This window comes from Arthrobacter sp. NPDC097144, assembly GCF_044762205.1.
Taxonomy (GTDB): Bacteria; Actinomycetota; Actinomycetes; order Actinomycetales; family Micrococcaceae; genus Arthrobacter_B.
The window spans coordinates 100,604-118,947 of sequence record NZ_JBIWDW010000009.1 but is presented as its reverse complement, the minus strand read 5'-3'; the positions used below and the strand labels follow the sequence as shown (position 1 = coordinate 118,947).

18 protein-coding genes are annotated in these 18,344 nt (G+C 65.3%); 8 read left to right on the top strand and 10 right to left on the bottom strand.

What is annotated here, in order from left to right; translation table 11 throughout:
* The first annotated feature begins 13 nt into the window (after positions 1-13).
* Complete coding sequence (locus ACIQXM_RS17575) at positions 14-1,849, top strand: threonine/serine exporter ThrE family protein (protein ID WP_400933855.1); 1,836 nt, start codon at positions 14-16, stop codon at positions 1,847-1,849.
* Between the two features lie 68 nt (positions 1,850-1,917).
* On the opposite strand, the gene ACIQXM_RS17570 is transcribed toward ACIQXM_RS17575, so the two are convergent.
* The 4 genes from ACIQXM_RS17570 to ACIQXM_RS17555 are packed head-to-tail and all read right to left on the bottom strand — an operon-like array spanning position 1,918 to position 5,123.
* The gene (locus tag ACIQXM_RS17570; protein WP_400933852.1) at positions 1,918-2,775 is read right to left on the bottom strand and encodes a siderophore-interacting protein; all 858 of its coding nucleotides are present in this window, start codon (positions 2,773-2,775) and stop codon (positions 1,918-1,920) included.
* Positions 2,776-2,802: 27 nt separating this feature from the next.
* The gene (locus tag ACIQXM_RS17565) at positions 2,803-3,615 is read right to left on the bottom strand and encodes a uracil-DNA glycosylase (protein WP_400933849.1); all 813 of its coding nucleotides are present in this window, start codon (positions 3,613-3,615) and stop codon (positions 2,803-2,805) included.
* A 27-nt stretch (positions 3,616-3,642) separates the two neighbouring features.
* Complete coding sequence (locus ACIQXM_RS17560) at positions 3,643-4,641, bottom strand: cation diffusion facilitator family transporter (RefSeq protein ID WP_400933846.1); 999 nt, start codon at positions 4,639-4,641, stop codon at positions 3,643-3,645.
* Positions 4,638-5,123 (bottom strand): transporter substrate-binding domain-containing protein, encoded by a 486-nt coding sequence (locus tag ACIQXM_RS17555; protein ID WP_400933843.1) that lies wholly within the window; start codon positions 5,121-5,123, stop codon positions 4,638-4,640. The genes ACIQXM_RS17560 and ACIQXM_RS17555 overlap by 4 nt, the downstream gene beginning before the upstream one ends.
* Positions 5,124-5,232: 109 nt before the next feature.
* Here ACIQXM_RS17555 and ACIQXM_RS17550 point away from each other — a divergent pair, with 109 nt between their 5' ends.
* The 4 genes from ACIQXM_RS17550 to groL all read left to right on the top strand — a co-directional run bounded on the left by ACIQXM_RS17550 (position 5,233) and on the right by groL (position 8,584).
* Entirely contained in the window at positions 5,233-5,535 is a 303-nt protein-coding gene (locus tag ACIQXM_RS17550; protein WP_400933841.1) for a DUF3263 domain-containing protein, read from the top strand.
* Positions 5,536-5,574: 39 nt separating this feature from the next.
* Entirely contained in the window at positions 5,575-6,186 is a 612-nt protein-coding gene (locus ACIQXM_RS17545) for a LytR C-terminal domain-containing protein (protein WP_400933838.1), read from the top strand.
* Between the two features lie 204 nt (positions 6,187-6,390).
* Positions 6,391-6,594, top strand: coding sequence for a cold-shock protein (locus ACIQXM_RS17540; RefSeq protein WP_400933835.1), 204 nt, complete (start codon positions 6,391-6,393; stop codon positions 6,592-6,594).
* Positions 6,595-6,946: 352 nt separating this feature from the next.
* Positions 6,947-8,584 (top strand): chaperonin GroEL, encoded by a 1,638-nt coding sequence (gene groL / locus ACIQXM_RS17535; protein WP_400933832.1) that lies wholly within the window; start codon positions 6,947-6,949, stop codon positions 8,582-8,584.
* Between the two features lie 89 nt (positions 8,585-8,673).
* Here the strand turns inward: groL and ACIQXM_RS17530 are convergent, their stop codons facing one another.
* The 6 genes from ACIQXM_RS17530 to ACIQXM_RS17505 form a co-directional block, all read right to left on the bottom strand.
* Positions 8,674-8,964, bottom strand: coding sequence for a WXG100 family type VII secretion target (locus tag ACIQXM_RS17530; RefSeq protein ID WP_400933828.1), 291 nt, complete (start codon positions 8,962-8,964; stop codon positions 8,674-8,676).
* A 153-nt stretch (positions 8,965-9,117) separates the two neighbouring features.
* On the bottom strand, positions 9,118-10,530 hold the full coding sequence (locus tag ACIQXM_RS17525) for a sensor histidine kinase (protein WP_400933826.1): 1,413 nt from the start codon (positions 10,528-10,530) through the stop codon (positions 9,118-9,120).
* A 54-nt stretch (positions 10,531-10,584) separates the two neighbouring features.
* Positions 10,585-11,298 carry a response regulator transcription factor gene (locus ACIQXM_RS17520; protein WP_400933823.1) on the bottom strand — a complete coding sequence of 238 codons (714 nt, stop codon included), beginning with the start codon at positions 11,296-11,298 and terminating at the stop codon, positions 10,585-10,587.
* Between the two features lie 79 nt (positions 11,299-11,377).
* A complete protein-coding gene (locus tag ACIQXM_RS17515; RefSeq protein WP_400933818.1) occupies positions 11,378-13,024 on the bottom strand; it encodes a DNA repair helicase XPB in 1,647 nt (548 codons plus the stop codon).
* The gene (locus ACIQXM_RS17510; RefSeq protein ID WP_400933815.1) at positions 13,017-15,362 is read right to left on the bottom strand and encodes a helicase-associated domain-containing protein; all 2,346 of its coding nucleotides are present in this window, start codon (positions 15,360-15,362) and stop codon (positions 13,017-13,019) included. The genes ACIQXM_RS17515 and ACIQXM_RS17510 overlap by 8 nt, the downstream gene beginning before the upstream one ends.
* 126 nt (positions 15,363-15,488) lie before the next feature.
* A complete protein-coding gene (locus tag ACIQXM_RS17505) occupies positions 15,489-15,752 on the bottom strand; it encodes a hypothetical protein (RefSeq protein ID WP_400933812.1) in 264 nt (87 codons plus the stop codon).
* Between the two features lie 275 nt (positions 15,753-16,027).
* Here ACIQXM_RS17505 and ACIQXM_RS17500 point away from each other — a divergent pair, with 275 nt between their 5' ends.
* The 3 genes from ACIQXM_RS17500 to ACIQXM_RS17490 are packed head-to-tail and all read left to right on the top strand — an operon-like array spanning position 16,028 to position 18,319.
* Positions 16,028-16,411: a cold-shock protein gene (locus ACIQXM_RS17500; RefSeq protein ID WP_210231717.1), complete on the top strand. Its 384-nt coding sequence runs from the start codon at positions 16,028-16,030 to the stop codon at positions 16,409-16,411.
* 14 nt (positions 16,412-16,425) lie between these two features.
* A complete protein-coding gene (locus ACIQXM_RS17495; protein ID WP_400933808.1) occupies positions 16,426-16,989 on the top strand; it encodes a DUF3027 domain-containing protein in 564 nt (187 codons plus the stop codon).
* Between the two features lie 55 nt (positions 16,990-17,044).
* Positions 17,045-18,319 (top strand): MFS transporter, encoded by a 1,275-nt coding sequence (locus ACIQXM_RS17490; RefSeq protein ID WP_400933806.1) that lies wholly within the window; start codon positions 17,045-17,047, stop codon positions 18,317-18,319.
* Positions 18,320-18,344: the final 25 nt, after the last annotated feature.

The window sequence follows — 18,344 nt, the reverse complement described above, 5'->3', positions numbered from 1 at the left end:
CAAAGGCGAAAGGGTGAGTCCTTTGGAGAACACGTCCGATGCAGACCGCCAAGAGCCTGCTCAGAACCCCGACCCGATGGTGGGACCGATTCCTGTAGTCCGGCCGCCCAAAGCGGTTGGTTCCAGGGGATCCGGTTCCCAGGCATCCCGCGCCCAGGTGCGGCGCCCGGCGGCGCCCGGCCAGGCGCCGCAGTCAGCTAAGGCAGCAGGCCTGCCCACCGGTCCGGAAGGGACGGGACTGCGCAGCACGAAACCGAAGCCGCCGCCTCCCACCACCTCGGTCATGATCACCCCGCCCAAGGGCGGCGCCGGCGGGCTTGTCCAGGATAAAACCCAGTCCGGCCTGCCGCGGCCGGACACGGGCCAGTCGCCGCGGAAGCCGCGCGCGCGCAAAACCGTGCCCGGCAGCCACCATCATCCCGGCAGCGCCAATGCCCTGCGGCAGGACCGGTCCTCTGCGGCTGCCCGGCGGATGCTGCGCAAGTTGGTGCAGGGCGAAACTCCGCCCACCCAGGCCATGTCCATTGTGGAGCGGCTGGCCGGATCTCCCTACGCCAACCCGCTGGTGCGCAGCGCCGGACCGGATGCCTCGGCACGGAAAACCCTTGACCTTGCCCTGGGCCTGGCCGAAACCATGTTCCGCTACGGCGCCGGCGCCCTGGAAGTGGAAACTGCCATCATTGCGGTGACCGCTGCCTTCGGCCTGGACAGTATTGAAGTGGACATCACCAACCAGTCGGTGCTGCTGAACTATTCGCCCAAGGACCAAACCCCCATCACCGTCATGCGGGTGGTCCGGTCCTGGACCAACAACTATGCCGGGCTTGGCCTGGTCCACCAGCTGGTCACGGACATCATCGACGACGGCATCACCCGTGCCGAAGCGGCCAACCGGCTCAATGAAATTACGCACCGGCCCAAGCCGTTTCCACGGTGGGCCGTCACCTTTTCCACCGGCGCCTTTGCCGCCGCCATTGTCGGTTTCATCGGCGGCGGACCGCTGGCGTCAACGGTGGCCTTTGTCAGTACGTTCCTGGTGAGCCTGCTGCAGCGCGTGCTGGGCCGCTGGCGGGTGCCGGACTTCTTCACCACCGCGGCGAGCGGCTTCCTGGTCACGGCCATCGCCATGATCTTCTGGTCATTCGAGGTGCCCATTACCCCGGGCATTGTGGTGGCCGGAGGAATCCTGCTGCTCCTGCCCACGGGCCGGCTTGTCTCCGCCGTGCAGGATGCGATCAACGGGTTTCCCGTTACGGCTGCCGGACGTTTCCTGTCCGCGTTCCTGACATTCGGCGCTCTGGTGGCGGGCATCGCCGTCGCGCTGGTGACGGGAGCGCTGCTGGGGGTGCCGCGCGTGGACGTTACGGAGGTGGCAGGGTCGCAGTATCCGTTCGTGCTGACGCTGCTGCTGCTCGCCGTGGCGCTGGCAACCATCTGCGTGGTGGAGCAGTCACCCCTCAGCCTGGTGCTGCCCACGGTCCTCACCGGGGCTGCCGGATTCCTTGTGTTCGAGCTCGCGGAACTGGTGGGAATGGGTCCGCGGCTTACACCGGCGGTCTCCGCCATTTTCATTGGCATCATGGCACGGATCATTGCCCTGCGCATGGGGGCGCCGCAGCTGATTGTGGCGGTTCCGGCAGTGCTCTTCCTGTTCCCGGGGCTCTCCATTTTCCGCGCCATGTACGGCCTGAGCATCGCATCCGATGACATCACGGTTGGCGCCGTGGGGATCTTCAACGCACTGACCGTGATCCTGGCGATCGCCGGAGGCGTGGTGTTTGGAGACAATCTGGCCCGTCCGCTGACCCGGAACCTGTCCGGTACGGACCGCAGAAACCGCCGCCGCTAGGAACCCGGCTGGCCGAACGCTGCTGAAGGCGCTCCGCAGCCGGGCCGAAGGGCCCCGGAGGATGAGATCTAGAGGATCTTGCCCACCGGGGTCCTTTTTTCTGCCTGGAATGCGTCTTCAGTGCGTCCCGCCGCCCAGTACCCGGACAGCGATACCTGCCGGCGTTCCAGGCCCCTGGCACCGAAAAGAACGTCCCGCAGGGCCTTCATGGCTTCCCGCTCACCGTGGGCGAAGACCTGAACGTCATTGCTTGGCCAGGGAGCGGCGGCCACGGCCGCGGCGAGCAGGCCCGTGTTCCCGGCCGGGAGTTCTCCGCGGTAAAGCCAGGTCACGGTCACTCCTTCCGGCGCGCTGAGGGGCTGCCGGTCCCGGGGGCCGCCCACTTCCACAAAAACCTGCCCGACGGCGGCGGAGGGCAGGGCTTCCAATACGGCGGCCGTGGCGGGAAGCGCGGATTCATCGGCCGCAAAAAGGTACCAGCCGGCGTCGGGATCCGGATCGAAGGCTCCGCCGGGGCCGGTGAAGGAGAGGCGTTCGCCGGCGGCTGCGCCGGCCGCCCAGGGACCGGCAAGCCCCTCGTCGCCGTGGACCACAAAGTCGATGGCGAGCTCCCGGGCTGCGGCATTGACACTGCGGATGGTGTAAGTCCGCGAGACCGGCCACTGATCCCGCGGGAACTGCTCCCGGAGGGCCTCAAGCTCGGCGCTGCCGTCCAGCGGCTTCCCGTCCGGCCCAAACCAGATCTTGCAGTACGCGTCTGCAAAGCCGTTGCCTGCAAAGTGCTCAAAGTTGGGTCCGCCCGCAATAATCCGGACCATGTGCGGAGTTAACTGCTCGCGCCGCAGGACTTCCAGGGTCAGCAGCGGCCGGGACCTGCGGGGAGGATCCTGGGCAGGCTTTCCGGCGGGCACAGCAGAGTTGGGCATGTATTTCTCCTTGGTCAGGCGTTTCCCCTACCGTATCCCGTCCAGGGCCCAGTCCACGGGCTCCGCACCCTGACTCTGCAGCAGCTCGTTGACCCGGCTGAACGGGCGTGAGCCGAAGAATCCCCGCGAGGCCGAGAGCGGGCTGGGGTGGGCCGATTCGATGCGCGGCACCTCACCCAGCAGGGGAACGATTGAGCGCGCGTCATTGCCCCAGAGCACGGCTACCAGGGGTTCGCGGCCGCCGTCGGCTGACCGGCGGCCGACGACGGCGCGCACGGCCAGCTCGGTGATCTGTTCCCAGCCTCGTTTGCGGTGTGACCCGGCGTTGCCCGCCCGGACCGTCAGGACGCGGTTCAGCAGGAGCACGCCCTGATCCGACCAGGCGCTGAGGTCCCCGTGCGCGCAGGGCGTTATGCCGAGGTCGGCGTCGAGCTCCTTATAGATGTTGTTGAGGCTCCGGGGCAGCGGCCGCACGCCGCGGTCCACGGAGAAGGACAGTCCGACGGCGTGGCCCGGGGTGGGGTACGGGTCCTGGCCGATCAGCAGGACCTTCACTTCGGCCAGGGGACGGGAGAAGGCACGGAGGATGTTCCCGGGCTCCGGGAGCACCGCATTGCCTGCCCCGCGCTCCTCTTCCAGCCAACCGGCGATCCGGTGCAGCTCGGACCGGGCCGGGGCCAGGGCCGCGGCCCAGTCCGGTGCCATGACGTCGCTCAGTGCAGCAGGCGCCGCAAAGGGGAAGGGGACGCCGGCCGCAGCGGAGCCCGGCTCGGATGACAGGGACCCCTGCGGCAGGTACTCCGGCGGAAGCGGGAAGAGCGTCGGTTCGTTGGCGTTCACCTTTCCAGCCTAAGGCTGCCCGGGAGCTTATTCCTCCCTGCCCGACTGTTGGACGCCGCTATGGCCGCCGGTTTCATCGGGAAGGGCGGATACCGGGATCAGTACGGTGTCACGCAGCTTCCAGTCCAGGCCGGCGCAGCCGCTGCGGGCTTCGGCAAGCAGATCCAGGGAGAGATCGGCGCCGGAGGCCGGCACCACAAAAGCTTCTACGTGGAAGACCTGTCCCTGGTCCCGCATCCGGATTCCGGCGTCGTCCACCCAGGGCAGGGAACGCAGGTACCGGCGCACCTCGCCGGCCAGCGGGTGCGGGCCCTCCTCGTCGAAGGTGGTGGCAGCGGTGTCCATCAGGTCTGTAATGGCTCCGCGCATGTTCCGCAGCCCGTCGCGCAGGATGCTCAGGGCGATGAACAGTGCTGCGGCTGCATCCGCCCACCAGAAGCCGAGCCCAATGCCGGCCACGCCCACGATGGACCCGATGGCAGTCATCCAGTCGGCCTTGTTCATGTCAGCATCGGCATACAGGACTTTGTTGTGCAGTTCCCGGGCCAGCCGGATCTTGATTCGGCCAACGATGACCGGCGGAATGGTGGTCACCGCCATGACCACCATCATGAGCCATCCCAGCCAGATGCTGGTCCCGAAGATTTCCACGGTGCCGATGGGGGGATGTTCGCGTTTGAACAGGCTGGTAGCTGATTCGTAGATCAGGAAGGAACCCATGGCCGTCAGGGCCACGGCAGCGACCAGGTGGGCAACGCCGATGGATCGGTGATAGCCGTAGGGGTAGTTGCTGCTGGGCGGCCGCGCCACCAGCCTGACAGCGAGGAGGAAGGCCAGCGGCGGAATGAAGGAGAGCAAATCTTCGACCCACGCTGCGCGCATGGCCTGCGAGTTGCCCATGACCAGGAATACGGCCGTGACCGTAACCACCAGGAAGCCCAGGGTGATCCATTCCAGGCGTACCGCCCGGCCCAGGGCAGCCGACTGGCGCTCCGGCAATTCAGTCCGTCCCTGCCAGGTGCTCATTGCGTACCCTCGCGGTCAAGGAATTGTTCGAGTTCGGAGAGGAAGGCATTTTCACCCAACGGTGCTGCCAGCACATGCTTCCGGGATTTCCCCCAGCTGTCGGTGGTTTCCGTATAGGGGCGGGTCAGGGCCGCTTTGTCCGTCCAGGGTGAGGATTCCGTGAGGCCGCCGATCACCAGATCCAGTTCGCCGTGGTGCAGGGCTTCCATGAGGTGCTCCTCGCCGCCGTCCACCCACTGGACCTCGGCATCCAGGCTGGCAGCGAACTCCCGTGTCAGATCAGCTTCACTGCCGGCGGGTTCCGCACCCCGCACGTCGCTGTACGGCGGGGAATGGGAGACTCCCACCCGCAGTGTTCCTCCGCGAACCCGGTCCAGGGTCCCCTCCGGATCAGCGGGAATCCCGGAGCAGGAGGACAGGGCGAGGGCCAAAAAAGAGAGGGCCAGCATGGCTGCCACCCGCGATGCGCGCTTCACCAACATAGCTCTAGACGATAACCCAACAGCCGAAACAGCGCAGCCCGCGCAAATGACAAGCCTGTTATTCAGCAACTAGCATGGAAGGAAACCGTCACCTTATCCGGGAGAATTTGTGTCCAACCCAACCGAAGCCTTTTCGCTGGAGGGTGCGGTTGACCCCGAAAGTCCCCTGGGCGAGCAGGAGCAGCAGATGCTTGCGCTGGAACGGGCCTGGTGGAAATATGCCGGGGCCAAGGAGCAGGCCATCCGTGAACTGTTCGGCATGTCCGCCACCCGCTATTACCAGGTCCTCAATGCGCTCATCGACACCGAGGAAGCCCTCGCGCACGATCCGATGCTGGTCAAGAGACTGCGTAGACTACGTACAACCCGTCAGCGTGCGCGCACCGCCCGTCGCTCAGGCTTTGACGTCTAATTCCGGCGCCGCCGCAGACCCAAGGACTGATACCGAACCATGAGCCCATATCCCCGGGATGAGTTTGACAAGGTCCCCGAGACATCATCGCGACAGGGCGTCCACCGGGAACGGCTGATCCCCGCACAGTCCCGCGGACTCGGCCTGATCATTACCGTGGGAGTGCTTGCCCTGGTACTGGGCCTCGCGGCCTACTTTGTCCTTCCCCGGCTTGGCATCGGGGCGGACGACGCCGCAGGGCCGGCCGGAGATCCGGCGGCAGCCGCGCAAGCTTCGGCACCGGCTTCCGAGCCCGAGCCGTCGGAGGAGTCCGATACTTCCGCCGCTGCTTCCCCGAGCGAATCTCCGGCATCTGAGGAGGCATCGGACGGCGTGGACCGCAGCCAGCCCGTGGTGGTGCTGAACGGAACCGGAATCCCGGGGGTGGGCTCCATCGTTTCCGGCCGGATCGCGGCAGGCGGCTGGACCGCCCAGGAGATCGCCGTCTGGAGCGGACAGCAGCTCCCAGGATCAGTCATCTTCTACAACGGCGCGGACCAACTGGCCGCTGCCCAGGAGCTTTCCCTGCTCCTGGAGATCCCCACCGTCGCCGAATCAGCTGAATTTGACCTGGTCACCGTGGTGGCCGGGCCCGGATTCCAAGAGGAATAACACTCTTTCGTAAAAACTGCATAACGATCCCCCGCCCGGGCCTGCGAGGCGTTTTCTGCTGGCTACAGTGAATGCCAGCCGTGCCGCGCACGGTCCGAATCGAGCAGGGGAATCCCGCTGTCCGCCGGACCGGCTGCGTGCCGGCCCGTTCCGCCACGGGCAGCCTGGCGGAAGGCACGTTCGGAACAAGGCGGGAGAAAGAGCATGGCGCAGGGGATCGTCAAATGGTTCAACGGAGAAAAGGGCTACGGGTTCATCACCGTGGATGAGGCTCAAACGGACGTGTTTGTCCATTGGTCCGCGATCCAGGCGTCCGGTTACCGCACCCTGGAAGAGGGCCAGCGGGTGCAGTTTGAGATTGGTGAAGGGCAGAAGGGCCCGCAGGCGGAGGACGTCCGCGCAGTGTAGACGAGCGTCCGCTGTCCGGCGGGCCAAGCGGCGGCGGCACCCCCGGCAGGGGGTCGCCGCCGTTTGGCGTGCACCTGCCTGTGCTCCGGCTTCCAGATGTACGTGAGGGACACAGCGCGAAGCCGTGATCGCTTGCACTCAGTGGGAGGGAGTGCTAATTATTGAGTTAGCACTCTTGCCGGATGACTGCTAAAAAGCGGTCGGCGTTGAGTGAAAGAGCAAGCCACTGAGGTGAGGGCCTGGGTACGCGTAAAAGAGATCGCGCGCACAGGCCCGTCCGTCGCGGGCACCGCAGTCTGGAATGCAACATCTAAGCACCCAGCATGACTGTTCCGGAAGGACGAAAGCCGTTATGGCCAAGATCATTGCATTTGACGAAGAGGCACGCCGCGGCCTCGAGCGCGGGTTGAATATCCTCGCCGACGCCGTAAAGGTCACCTTGGGCCCCCGCGGCCGCAACGTGGTCCTTGAAAAGAAGTGGGGCGCTCCCACCATCACGAACGACGGCGTTTCCATCGCCAAGGAGATCGAACTCGACGATCCCTACGAAAAGATCGGCGCAGAGCTGGTCAAGGAAGTTGCCAAGAAGACTGACGATGTTGCCGGTGACGGTACGACCACGGCAACCGTCCTCGCCCAGGCACTGGTCAAGGAAGGCCTGCGCAACGTTGCTGCCGGCGCTGACCCGCTGAGCCTGAAGCGCGGCATTGAGAAGGCAGTCGAGGCCGTCACGGCCGAGCTTCTGTCCTCCGCCAAGGAAATTGAGACCAAGGAGCAGATTGCTGCCACGGCTTCCATCTCCGCCGGTGACCAGCAGATCGGCGATCTCATCGCCGAAGCTCTGGACAAGGTTGGCAAGGAAGGCGTTATCACCGTCGAGGAGTCCAACACCTTTGGTCTTGAGCTTGAGCTCACCGAAGGTATGCGCTTCGACAAGGGTTACATCTCCGGCTACTTCGTGACTGACGCCGAGCGCCAGGAAGCAGTCCTGGAAGATCCGTACATCCTGATCGTCAACTCGAAGATCTCCAACGTCAAGGATCTCGTTGCCGTCCTCGAGAAGGTCATGCAGTCCGGCAAGCCGCTGCTGATCATCGCCGAAGACGTTGAGGGCGAAGCCCTGGCAACCCTGGTTGTCAACAAGATCCGCGGCACCTTCAAGTCCGTTGCCGTCAAGGCACCGGGCTTCGGCGACCGCCGCAAGGCCCAGCTGGCGGACATCGCCATCCTCACCGGTGGCCAGGTCATCGCCGAGGAAGTCGGCCTGAAGCTGGAAAACGCCACGCTCGACCTGCTGGGCAAGGCCCGCAAGGTTGTTGTCACGAAGGACGAGACCACCATCGTGGAAGGCGCCGGCGACGCCGAGGAAATCGCGGGCCGCGTCAACCAGATCCGTGCCGAAATCGAGAACTCCGATTCCGACTACGACCGTGAGAAGCTGCAGGAACGCTTGGCCAAGCTGGCCGGCGGCGTTGCAGTCATCAAGGCCGGCGCAGCCACCGAGGTTGAGCTCAAGGAGCGCAAGCACCGCATTGAGGACGCTGTCCGCAACGCCAAGGCAGCAGTTGAAGAAGGCATTGTCGCTGGTGGCGGCGTTGCCCTCATCCAGGCTGGCCTGAAGGCTTTCGCCAACCTGACTCTTGAGGGTGACGAAGCAACGGGCGCAAACATTGTGCGCGTTGCCATCGACGCTCCGCTGAAGCAGATCGCTTTCAACGCCGGCCTGGAGCCGGGCGTTGTTGTCGACAAGGTCCGCGGCCTGCCCGAGGGCTGGGGCCTGAACGCTGCAACCGGCGAGTACGAAGACCTGCTGGCCGCCGGCGTCAACGACCCGGTAAAGGTAACCCGTTCTGCCCTGCAGAACGCGGCTTCCATCGCCGGTCTGTTCCTGACCACTGAAGCAGTGGTTGCCGACAAGCCTGAAAAGGCTGCACCGGCCATGGCCGGCGGCGACGAAATGGGCGGCATGGGCGGTATGGGCGGCTTCTAGCCCCCACTGCTGACCCGCAAGGTCCAGCTAGCCAGCTAAAAGGCGCGGCACCCTTGAGGTGCCGCGCCTTTTAGCGTTCGCAGAAAGGGCTAGTGCCGAAACAGGGCGACGTTGGCTGCTTCCGTTTCCGCGTACTGCGCCGATGCATGGCTGAGAGCCAGGTTGATGCTGGCCAGAGACTCCTCCACCTTGGCCTGGGTGCTGCGCCAGTCCGCCACCAGGGACTGGAAGTTCGACGATGCCTGTCCCTGCCACGACTCGCTGAGGGACTGCAGGCCTGACTGCATCCGGTTGATCTCCGACTGCAGCCGGTCGATGGTCCCGCGGACCTCGGCGCTCTTGGCGTCCAGAACCTCGCTGTCCACTGAAACTAGTGCCATGGTGTCTCCCCTTCAGAAGTTGCCTGCAGCTCCGCGAGCCTTGGACTTCCCAAGGCTAGGCTGGCAGGCCCTGCGCCGCACAGGCGCGGATACACCTGTGGACAGAACAGGAAAACGGCGCCGGGGCCGGCCCTGTGGAGGGGATGTCCCGTGCTAGCTGCCCGGCTCGGAACGCTCCGCGTCGAGATCCTCCGCAGGGTGGTAGGGGAGGCGGATGGAGAGGGTGGCGCCGCCGCCTTCCGTTTCAGACAGCCGCACAGTGCCGTCGTGCTGTGCCACCAATGCGGCAACAATCGCCAAGCCAAGGCCTGTGCCGCCTGTCTCCCGGTACCTTGAGGAGTCGGCACGGTAAAACCGCTCAAAGACCCGCGCCGCATCTTCCTCCGAGATGCCCGGGCCGTGGTCCCGCACCTCCAGCACGGCGTCCGAGCGGTTGTGGATAACCGGTGCCACACCAACGGCAATCTCAATCGGGGACCCGTCAGGCGTGTAACGCAGGGCATTGGTGATCAGGTTCGCCACTACCTGCCGCAGCCGGGCCTCGTCTCCCAAAGCAGGTGCAGGACGCGGCTGCTGCCCGTCCAGGCCCACCACGCGGATCTCCCGGCCCGGCGAGCTGGCACGCGCGTCCATCGCTGCATCGTTGCCCAACAGCATCAGGTCCACCGGTTCGTACTCCAGGGGACGCTGTTCATCGACACGGGCCAGGGTGAGCAGATCCTCCACCAGCTGGCCCATCCGCTTGGCCTCACTCTCGATCCGGCCCATGGCCGCAGCCACCTCCTCGGGTGTCTGCAGCGCACCGTGCCGATACAGCTCGGAGAATCCGCGGATCGTGACCAGCGGGGTACGCAGCTCGTGCGAGGCATCCTGGACGAAGCGGCGCATCTTTTGCTCGGACTTGGTCCGAGCAGCAAAAGCGGTTTCAATGTGTGCCAGCATGGCGTTCAGGGAGCGGGACAGCCGGCCGATTTCCGTGGTCGGGTTGCCGACGTCCACACGCCGGGAAAGGTCGCCGGCAGCGATGGCCGCGGCCGTCTTCTCCACTTGGCTCAACGGGCGGAACTGCCGGGTCACGGCCCAGTAAGCGATCCCGGTGGCGCCCAGGGTGCCGAGCAGCCCCACGGAGAACACCAGCGACGCGGCTTCATCCACGGTGGCGGCCACGTCGCCCAGCGGCAGCGCAACCACCACCGAACCGGGCGCGGCCTCAAGGGAGAAGACCTTCAGCCGCCAGCCCTTGCTGCCCGGCGCAGTTCCGGGAACCGTCTGTCCCTGCTGGTCGAGCTCCCTCACCTGCTCGGCGGTGTAATGGTCCACCACGGGGGTGTCTTGTCGGGGATCGGTGTGGGTCTCGGGTCCGTAGCTGCCGTCGTCGGCCAGATAGAGCCCGTAGAACTGGAACAGGGAGGTATCGCTCCCAGGGCCGTCCGACAGCAGATAACGGGACACTGCCGGGGCATTGTCGCCGATTTCCACATCAAGACGCGTGATCAGGATCTGCCGCAGCACGTAGATCGTGGCCAGCCCCGTGATGGTCACGGTGATGACCATCAAAACTGCCATGATGGCTACGAGCTGGGATCGCAGCGAGGCGGATTTCCAGCGGCGGAGCAAGGCTTAGCGCTTCTCCGACGTGCGCAGCAGGTAGCCCACCCCGCGCTTGGTCTGGATCAGGGCGGGAGCGTCCGGGCTGCGGTCGATCTTGCGCCGCAGATAGGAAATGTAGGACTCAACTATGGAAGCATCCCCGTTGAAGTCGTACTCCCAGACATGGTCCAGGATCTGTGCCTTGGACAGCACCCGGTTCGGATTGAGCATCAGGTAGCGCAGCAGCTTGAACTCGGTGGGGGAAAGATCGATGATCACCCCGCCGCGGCGTACTTCATGGGCGTCGTCATCCAGCTCAAGGTCGTCAACGCGGAGGACGGCGTCGTCCTCGTCGAGCGGCTGGGTGCGCCGCAGCACTGCCCTGATGCGGGCCACGACTTCGTCAAGACTGAACGGTTTGGTGACGTAGTCGTCTCCGCCCACGGTCAGGCCGGTGACCTTGTCCTCGGTGTCGTCCCGTGCGGTCAGGAACACCACCGGGAAGTGCCGGCCGGCTGCCCGCAGGCGTCGGGTCAGTGTGAAGCCGTCCATATCCGGAAGCATGACGTCCAGGACCGCGAGGTCGGGGGCATGCTCCTCCACAGCGGCCAGAGCCTCCCGCCCGTTGCCGGCAGCCACGACGTCGAAGCCGGCGAAGCGCAGCGAAGTGGACAGGAGTTCGCGAATGTTGGGCTCGTCGTCAACAACCAGGAGACGGGCTTCAGGTCCGGATGATTTGTTCACTGCACCAGTTTCTTACATTTAGCTGTGCGTTGTCTGTAGGCGGGCTCGAAGGTTGCTGACCGCGGGCTGATACTCGCCGCTACACCGGCTTTTCGATATCCGAGGCATCCAGGATGGAGTACGCATAGCCCTGCTCAGCCAAAAACCGCTGCCGCTTGGCAGCAAAGTCCTGGTCCACCGTGTCCCGGGCCACCACTGTGTAAAAGTGCGCCGCCTTGCCGTCGGCCTTGGGCCGCAGCAGCCGGCCCAGCCGCTGGGCTTCCTCCTGGCGGGACCCGAAGGAGCCGGAGACCTGGATGGCCACTGAGGCTTCGGGAAGGTCGATCGAGAAGTTGGCCACCTTGGACACCACCAGCGTATTCAGGGCGCCCTCGCGGAACTCATTGAACAGCCGCTGGCGTTCCTTCACCGGAGTGTCGCCCTTGATAACGGGTGCGTCCAGCCGCTGGGCAAGCTCGTCCAGCTGGTCCAGATACTGCCCGATCACCAGCGTCTGCTCGCCTTCGTGGCGCTTCACCAGCTGCTCCACGACGTCGGTCTTGGTTTCCGACGTCGAACACAGCCGGTATTTGTCACCGTCTTCGGCCATGGCATAGGCAACGCGTTCATCCCGGGGCAGGTCCACGCGCACCTCAATGCACTCTGCCGGGGCGATGTAGCCCTGGGCTTCGATGTCCTTCCATGGAGCGTCGTAGCGTTTCGGGCCGATCAAGGAGAACACCTCGCCCTCGCGGCCGTCCTCCCGCACCAGGGTGGCTGTGAGGCCCAGCCGCCGGCGGGCCTGCAGGTCCGCCGTCATCCTAAAGATCGGAGCCGGCAGAAGATGCACCTCGTCATAGATGATCAGGCCCCAGTCGTTTGCGTCCAGCAGCTCCAGATGGGGGTACAGGCCTCCGCGCTTGAGCGTCAGCACCTGGTACGTGGCAATGGTGACCGGGCGGACTTCCTTCATGGCACCGGAGTATTCGCCGATTTCGTCCTCGGTCAGCGATGTGCGTTTGAGCAGCTCATCCTTCCACTGCCGAGCAGACACCGTGTTGGTGACCAGGATCAGCGTGGTGGTGGAGCTGGTGGCCATGGCTGCCGCGCCCACCAGGGTCTTACCCGCACCGCAGGGCAGGACGACGACGCCGGAACCGCCGGCCCAAAAGTTCTCGGTGGCGAGCTTTTGGTACGGACGCAGGGCCCAGCCGTCCTCGTTCAGCATGATGGGGTGCGGTGTACCGTCCACATAGCCGGCCAGGTCCTCGGCCGGCCAGCCGAGCTTCAGCAGCAGCTGCTTGAGCTGCCCCCGCATTGCGGACTGCACCACCACGGTCTCGCCGTCGATGCGCGGACCCAGCAGCGGCTGGATCTTCTTGGCGTGCATCACCTCTTCCAGCACCGGATAGTCCGTGGTCCTCAGGACCAGGCCGTGCTGGGGATCCTTCTCCAGCCGCAGCCGGCCATACCGGGACATGGTTTCCTCAATGTCCACCAGCAGCGAATGCGGCACGGGAAACCGGGAATAGGTCAGCAGGGTGTTCAAAACCTGTTCGGCATCCAAGCCTGCAGCCCTGGCATTCCACAGGCCAAGCGGTGTCAGCCGGTAGCTGTGGATATGCTCCGGAGCCCGCTCCAGTTCTGCAAACGCCGCAATGGCGTGCCGGGCCTCGGTTGACTGGGGATGGTCCACCTCCAGCAAAATGGTTTTATCACTCTGGACAATCAACGGTCCGTCAGCCATGCGCCGGGGTATCCTCCACTATTTCTACGTCCATGATTCGGTGCACCGACACCACTCGCTCCACGTCCCGGCGCGGATCGAAAACCCGCACCCGTCCGTCGGTGACTGATAAGGGAACGAATATCTCCTGCCGCTGATTCCCCTGGCTGTCCACAACGCCCATTCGGACAGAACTTCGGGTGCGGATGGCCTCCCGCAGGATCTCCAGCCCGACCAGCGGTTGGCTTTCGCCGTGCCCTGCCACCGGAGGTCCGTCGCCGCGGAGTGCGGCCAGCTGCTCGGAGATGTCCTCGTCAGTCAGGTGCCAGGGGTTGATCCGGGTCCGGGAAGACGCGGGCACCGTCACGGGGGGATGGGCATGTGAACCTGCCACCGGGCGCGCCCTGCCCTCCAGCGCCGGCGAGTAGCCCAGTTCGCGCAGGGTGTAGGACAGTTCCTGCGGACTTGCCACTGATCCGACGACGGTGGGCGAGAGGCGTACGAGGCCCAGGGCTGTGGTGCCCGGATCTGCCAGCAGTCCGGTCAGGCCGTCTTCGTCGTCGCTGCGCAGATAGGAGGCCATGGAGCCGACCCGGAGCCGGCCGTAGCGGGCCGCGGTGTCTTCGACCAGGTACTTCAGCGGCTGGGGCACATCAGTGGCGGAGTGCCGCTGCAGGAATTCCATGATCTCGGCAGCGCTCTGCCCGCTGTCCAGGGCTTGCCGGATGGAGTCGGCGGAAAAGCGGTAGATGGCAGCCGGCCCCTGGCCCTCCGCTATGGAAATGGCGGCAAGGCGGCGCGCGACGCCGGGCTCCAAGTATCCCGGAGCCACGGCAGTCAGGTCTGCCTGCAGGAGAAACGAATGAAGCGGCTCCGGCAGGGCGCCGCGCAGGCGTTCCAGGGCCGCGTCCCACTCCCCGGCTGCCACCGCAGCCCCCAGTTCAGTGAGCGCACCGGACCCGAGCAGCCCCAGCTGGGCTGCTTCCTTGAGGATCCCCGGGACCAGCCGCGCAAACCTGCGCTGGAGACGCGGCTGGTGCCAGGTCAGTGCGCTGACCAGGCCGGCGGCGTCGAGGGCCCCGGTGGTTCCTTCCCCGGCGGTGTCCCCAGCCGCCAGGCGGGCCAGCATTTCCAGGGCCCGCTTGCGCACGAGGGGAGCATCCGGACGTGATGCCTCGGCTGCCAGGGCATTAATGGCACCGCCGCCGGGCAGCGGGCTTCCGACCAGGGACGGAGCACGGTCCGCTTCGAGCCAGGCCGAAACCAGCTGCTTCCACTGCTCATCCCGGTCCAGGGTCAGCCACTCCCGCTCCGTGACACACCACCGTGATGTAGTGACGTCGAGGGCGAGCAGCCCGGACAGGGCGGACAATTCCAGCAGCCAGGCGGTGGCGGAAGCATCAATGCGCAGTGACTCGGAGACGCGACGCACTTCCCGCACGCCCACTCCGCCGGAGCGCAGGGTGCTGATGGGAGTTGTCTTGGCCAGGGTGAGCAGCTCGGTCACCAGCCGCAGGGTTTCCGCCACCGCCCCGTACGCGGCGTTGTCCCGGACACTGTTGGGAACCTGGCGGGTGACCGGTGCCGGCGGGGAAAGCTGGAAATCGGAAACGATGACATGTCCGCGGGACGCCTGCCCCACCGGACGGGGGAGTTCAACGTGCAGCGCGTCCAGCGGGACCAGGAGGCCCCGGGCCACCAGCCACTCCACCGGGGTGGGGGAGGGGTTGTCCAGTACGGCGCGGCCCATGGTGGCCTTTTTGGGAATGGCACCTACCGGGGAGTACTTGAATCGTTTGAGGAGCTCCTGCGTTTGGGGCGGAGCATCGGACATCAGCGAGGCCCAGGCCGCCGGATCCGAAACCAGATGGTGCAGGGAATGGGCCGCCGTGGCCGGCGTGTCCGCCCGCTCCATGGCGATGCCGCTTTTGCGCAGTCCCTCCACGATGCCCACCAGGCGCTGCCCGAATTCGGGCTGCTGGACGGCAAGGGTGGAATAGGGCCGGCCGAGGCCGGCCGGATAAGCTCCCAGCGCTTCACCGAGCACTGACACCGGCAGGTAGAACCGGCGTCCGGCGTCGGCCTTGGGGGCCCCGGGGTGCGGGGTGGCGCGGCGAAGCAGGGCCAGAGCATGCAAATGGTTCAGGATGGCGTCCAGCGCCTTGATGGTGGACCCCGCGATGGCACTCTTCAACCAGGACGCCGTAGTGCTGAGATGCGAATCCTCATTGGTGGTGAGGTCCACTGCTTCGAGGACCTGAAGCTCAGGCGCAGTGAGCTTTTCCAGCACCCGCTGCACACTGATGCGGGTTGAGGCACGCGCAGCGAGGGCCTGGAAATCGGGAACGGGAGGCAACACCAGATCCGGTCTGGCCGCGAGCAATTCACGCAGCTGGTCGTCGCTGCGTGAAGCTAGATCTTCGGCTAAAGCTCGGATCGCGGACATCGTCTTTACGTTACCCGAACCGGTTCCAAAACGAACGGCCTAGCCGCGCCGCCGGCGGCGAATTCCGTCAATTATTAGCGCTGCCATCAGGAGGAATGCTGCCGGGAGGGCATAAATGGCGCCCGCTGCATAGCCGGGCCACACACTTTCCCCGCGCAGGGCCGAGAGCAGGACGGCACCCAGGCAAAGCAGGCCCAGAACTGCAAGCAGTGCTGCCACACCGGTGAGGACACGCCGCCAGCGGGGTACGTCTGCTGCAGTCCGATGCGGTGTCCTGCCGGGGGAAGGCGCGCTGGTGTCCATGAATTTAACGCTAACAGCGGAAACTCCCGGTTCCAAAGGTCCGCCGCGGGAGAAGGAATGCACTGCCGGGATATTCTAAAGGGAACAAGCTTCCCAGTAGTATCTCTCCCGTAGTATCTGGATGACCAGGTATCTGGACGACCCAGTATCGGAAGCATCCGGTAGGTGCGGAACTACCGGAGCGTTCATTTCTGCATACGGCCGGCACTGCGGGTTGCGCAACACTGCGGCAGGTATAGCTGCTGCACTCATTAGCTAAGAACGAGGTAACCGAAGTGCCCATCGGCAAGGTGAAGTGGTTCGACACTGGTAAAGGTTTTGGATTTCTGGCCACGGACGAGGGGCAGGAAGTCTTCCTTCATGCCTCGGCCCTCCCCGCAGGCGTCACCGAGGTAAAGCCCGGTACCCGCATGGAGTTTGGCGTTGCCGACGGCCGCCGCGGCCCCCAGGCGCTCTCGGCCCGCATCCTTGAAGCGCCGCCGTCAGTGGCACGGGCCACGCGAAAGAGCGCGGATGACATGGCGGTTATTACGGAAGACCTTATTAAACTATTGGATGCAGTCTCGAACGGCCTGCGCAAGGGCCGGTACCCGGACAAGAAGCATGCCACCAAGGTGGCGGCCGTTCTGCGCGCCGTCGCCGATGACCTGGACGTATAAGGCGGATCCACTGCATGACCACTAGCGCAACAACCCATTCCGAATCGGCTTCTCCGGCTCCCGAAGCTTCCGGAGGGCAGTCGCCTGCCAAGGCACCGCGGCGTGCTGCACGACGCCCGTCCAAGCCTGACGCAGTGCTTGCCGCCGCCGTTGAAGCGGCACGTGCAGGACTTCTGGAAGTTGTTCCCCCCGAACAGATCGGCGCCTACATAGGGGCAACGCCGGACGCTGAGCGCCTGGTGACGCACCGTTTTGAATCCCTGCGTCCCGGGTACAACGGCTGGCACTGGTACGCCACCGTGGCCAGGGTGCCACGGGGCAAGGCAGCCACGGTCTGCGAGGTGGGGCTGCTTCCCTCGGAAAATGCCGTCCTCGCTCCTGAGTGGGTGCCGTGGTCGGAGCGGATCCGTCCGGAGGATGTTGCCGCGGAGGAAGCCGCAGTTGCCGCGGAGGAAGCCGCCCGGGCACAGGCGCAGGCCGACGGCGGCGACGGGGACGAGCGGGACCGCGGCGAACGCTCTGAAGAAGGTGCCGGTCAATCCGCAAACGGCGGGGCGGGAACGCAGGAGGAGCGCTAAACCATTGGTCGCGGGGGCAGCAGTCATCAAGTTCATGGTTGGACGGTGCTGAGCTGTGTTCCGTTCACTGCGCTTCTTTAACTACCGAATCTGGTTCATCGGTGCGCTGGTGTCCAACATTGGCACCTGGATGCAGCGGACCGCCCAGGACTGGCTGGTCTATGACATCCTCACCGCCCAGGATGCAGCGGCCATGGGCATTGTCATGGCGCTGCAGCTTGGGCCGCAGCTGCTTCTGGCGCCGTGGGCAGGTTTGGTGGCTGATACCTATAACCGGCGCAAGGTGCTGCTGTTCACCCAGGTGGCCATGGCTGTGCTGGGGCTGGGCCTGGGTGTGCTCGTCCTTTCCGGCGAGGCCCAGCTGTGGCACGTCTACGCGTTTGCCCTGGCTTTGGGCGTGGTGTCAGCCGTCGATGCGCCGGCGCGCCAGAGCTTCGTCTCGGAAGTCGTGGGCGAGGCCGACCTGCCCAATGCCGTGGCGCTTAACAGCGCCTCCTTCAACGGTGCCCGCATGGTGGGCCCAGCAGCTGCCGGCCTGCTGACAGTGGCCGTTGGCCCGGGCTGGGTCTTCCTTATTAACACGTTCACCTTCGCCGCCATGGTTCTGGCGCTGCTCAAGATGCGCAGCTCCGAGCTGCGGGTGCTGCCCAAGGCCCCGCCGGGGAAGGGGCGGATCAGGGCAGGACTGAAATATGTCCGGTACCGCCCGGATCTGGTGATGGTGCTGCTGGCAATCTTTATTGTGGGAACGTTCGGCCTGAACTTTGCCGTGTATATCGCGGCGATGGCCCGTACCGAGTTTGGCCAGGACGCCGGGATCTTTGGACTGCTGAACTCCGTCATGGCCATCGGGTCCGTCACCGGGGCGCTGTTGTCCGCCCGCAGGGACAAACCCCGGCTGCGTTTTGTCTTCGGGGCCGCCGGTGCCTTCGGGGCCGCGTGCCTGGTTTCCGCTGCCTCTCCCACGCTTCTCTGGTTCGCAGTGTCCCTCATCCCGGTGGGCCTGTTTGCGCTGACGCTAATGACCAGTGCCAATGCCTATGTCCAGACCACCACTGCGCCGGTGATGCGCGGACGTGTGATGGCCCTGTACTTTGCCATCTTTATGGGCGGAACTCCCATCGGCGCCCCGCTGGTGGGGTGGGTGGCCAACAGCTTCGGGCCGCGCTGGAGCCTCGGTGTTGCCGCGGCTTCCGGACTGATCACCGCCGTCGTCGGCTTTGTCTGGGCCTGGCGGGCCCACCACCTGCGGATCCACTATGACCGCACCCTTCCCCGGCGGCTGCACATGACAACGAATGAAACGAAACAGGACCCGGAACCTGCATAGGGTCCGGGTCCTGCATCAGGGATGA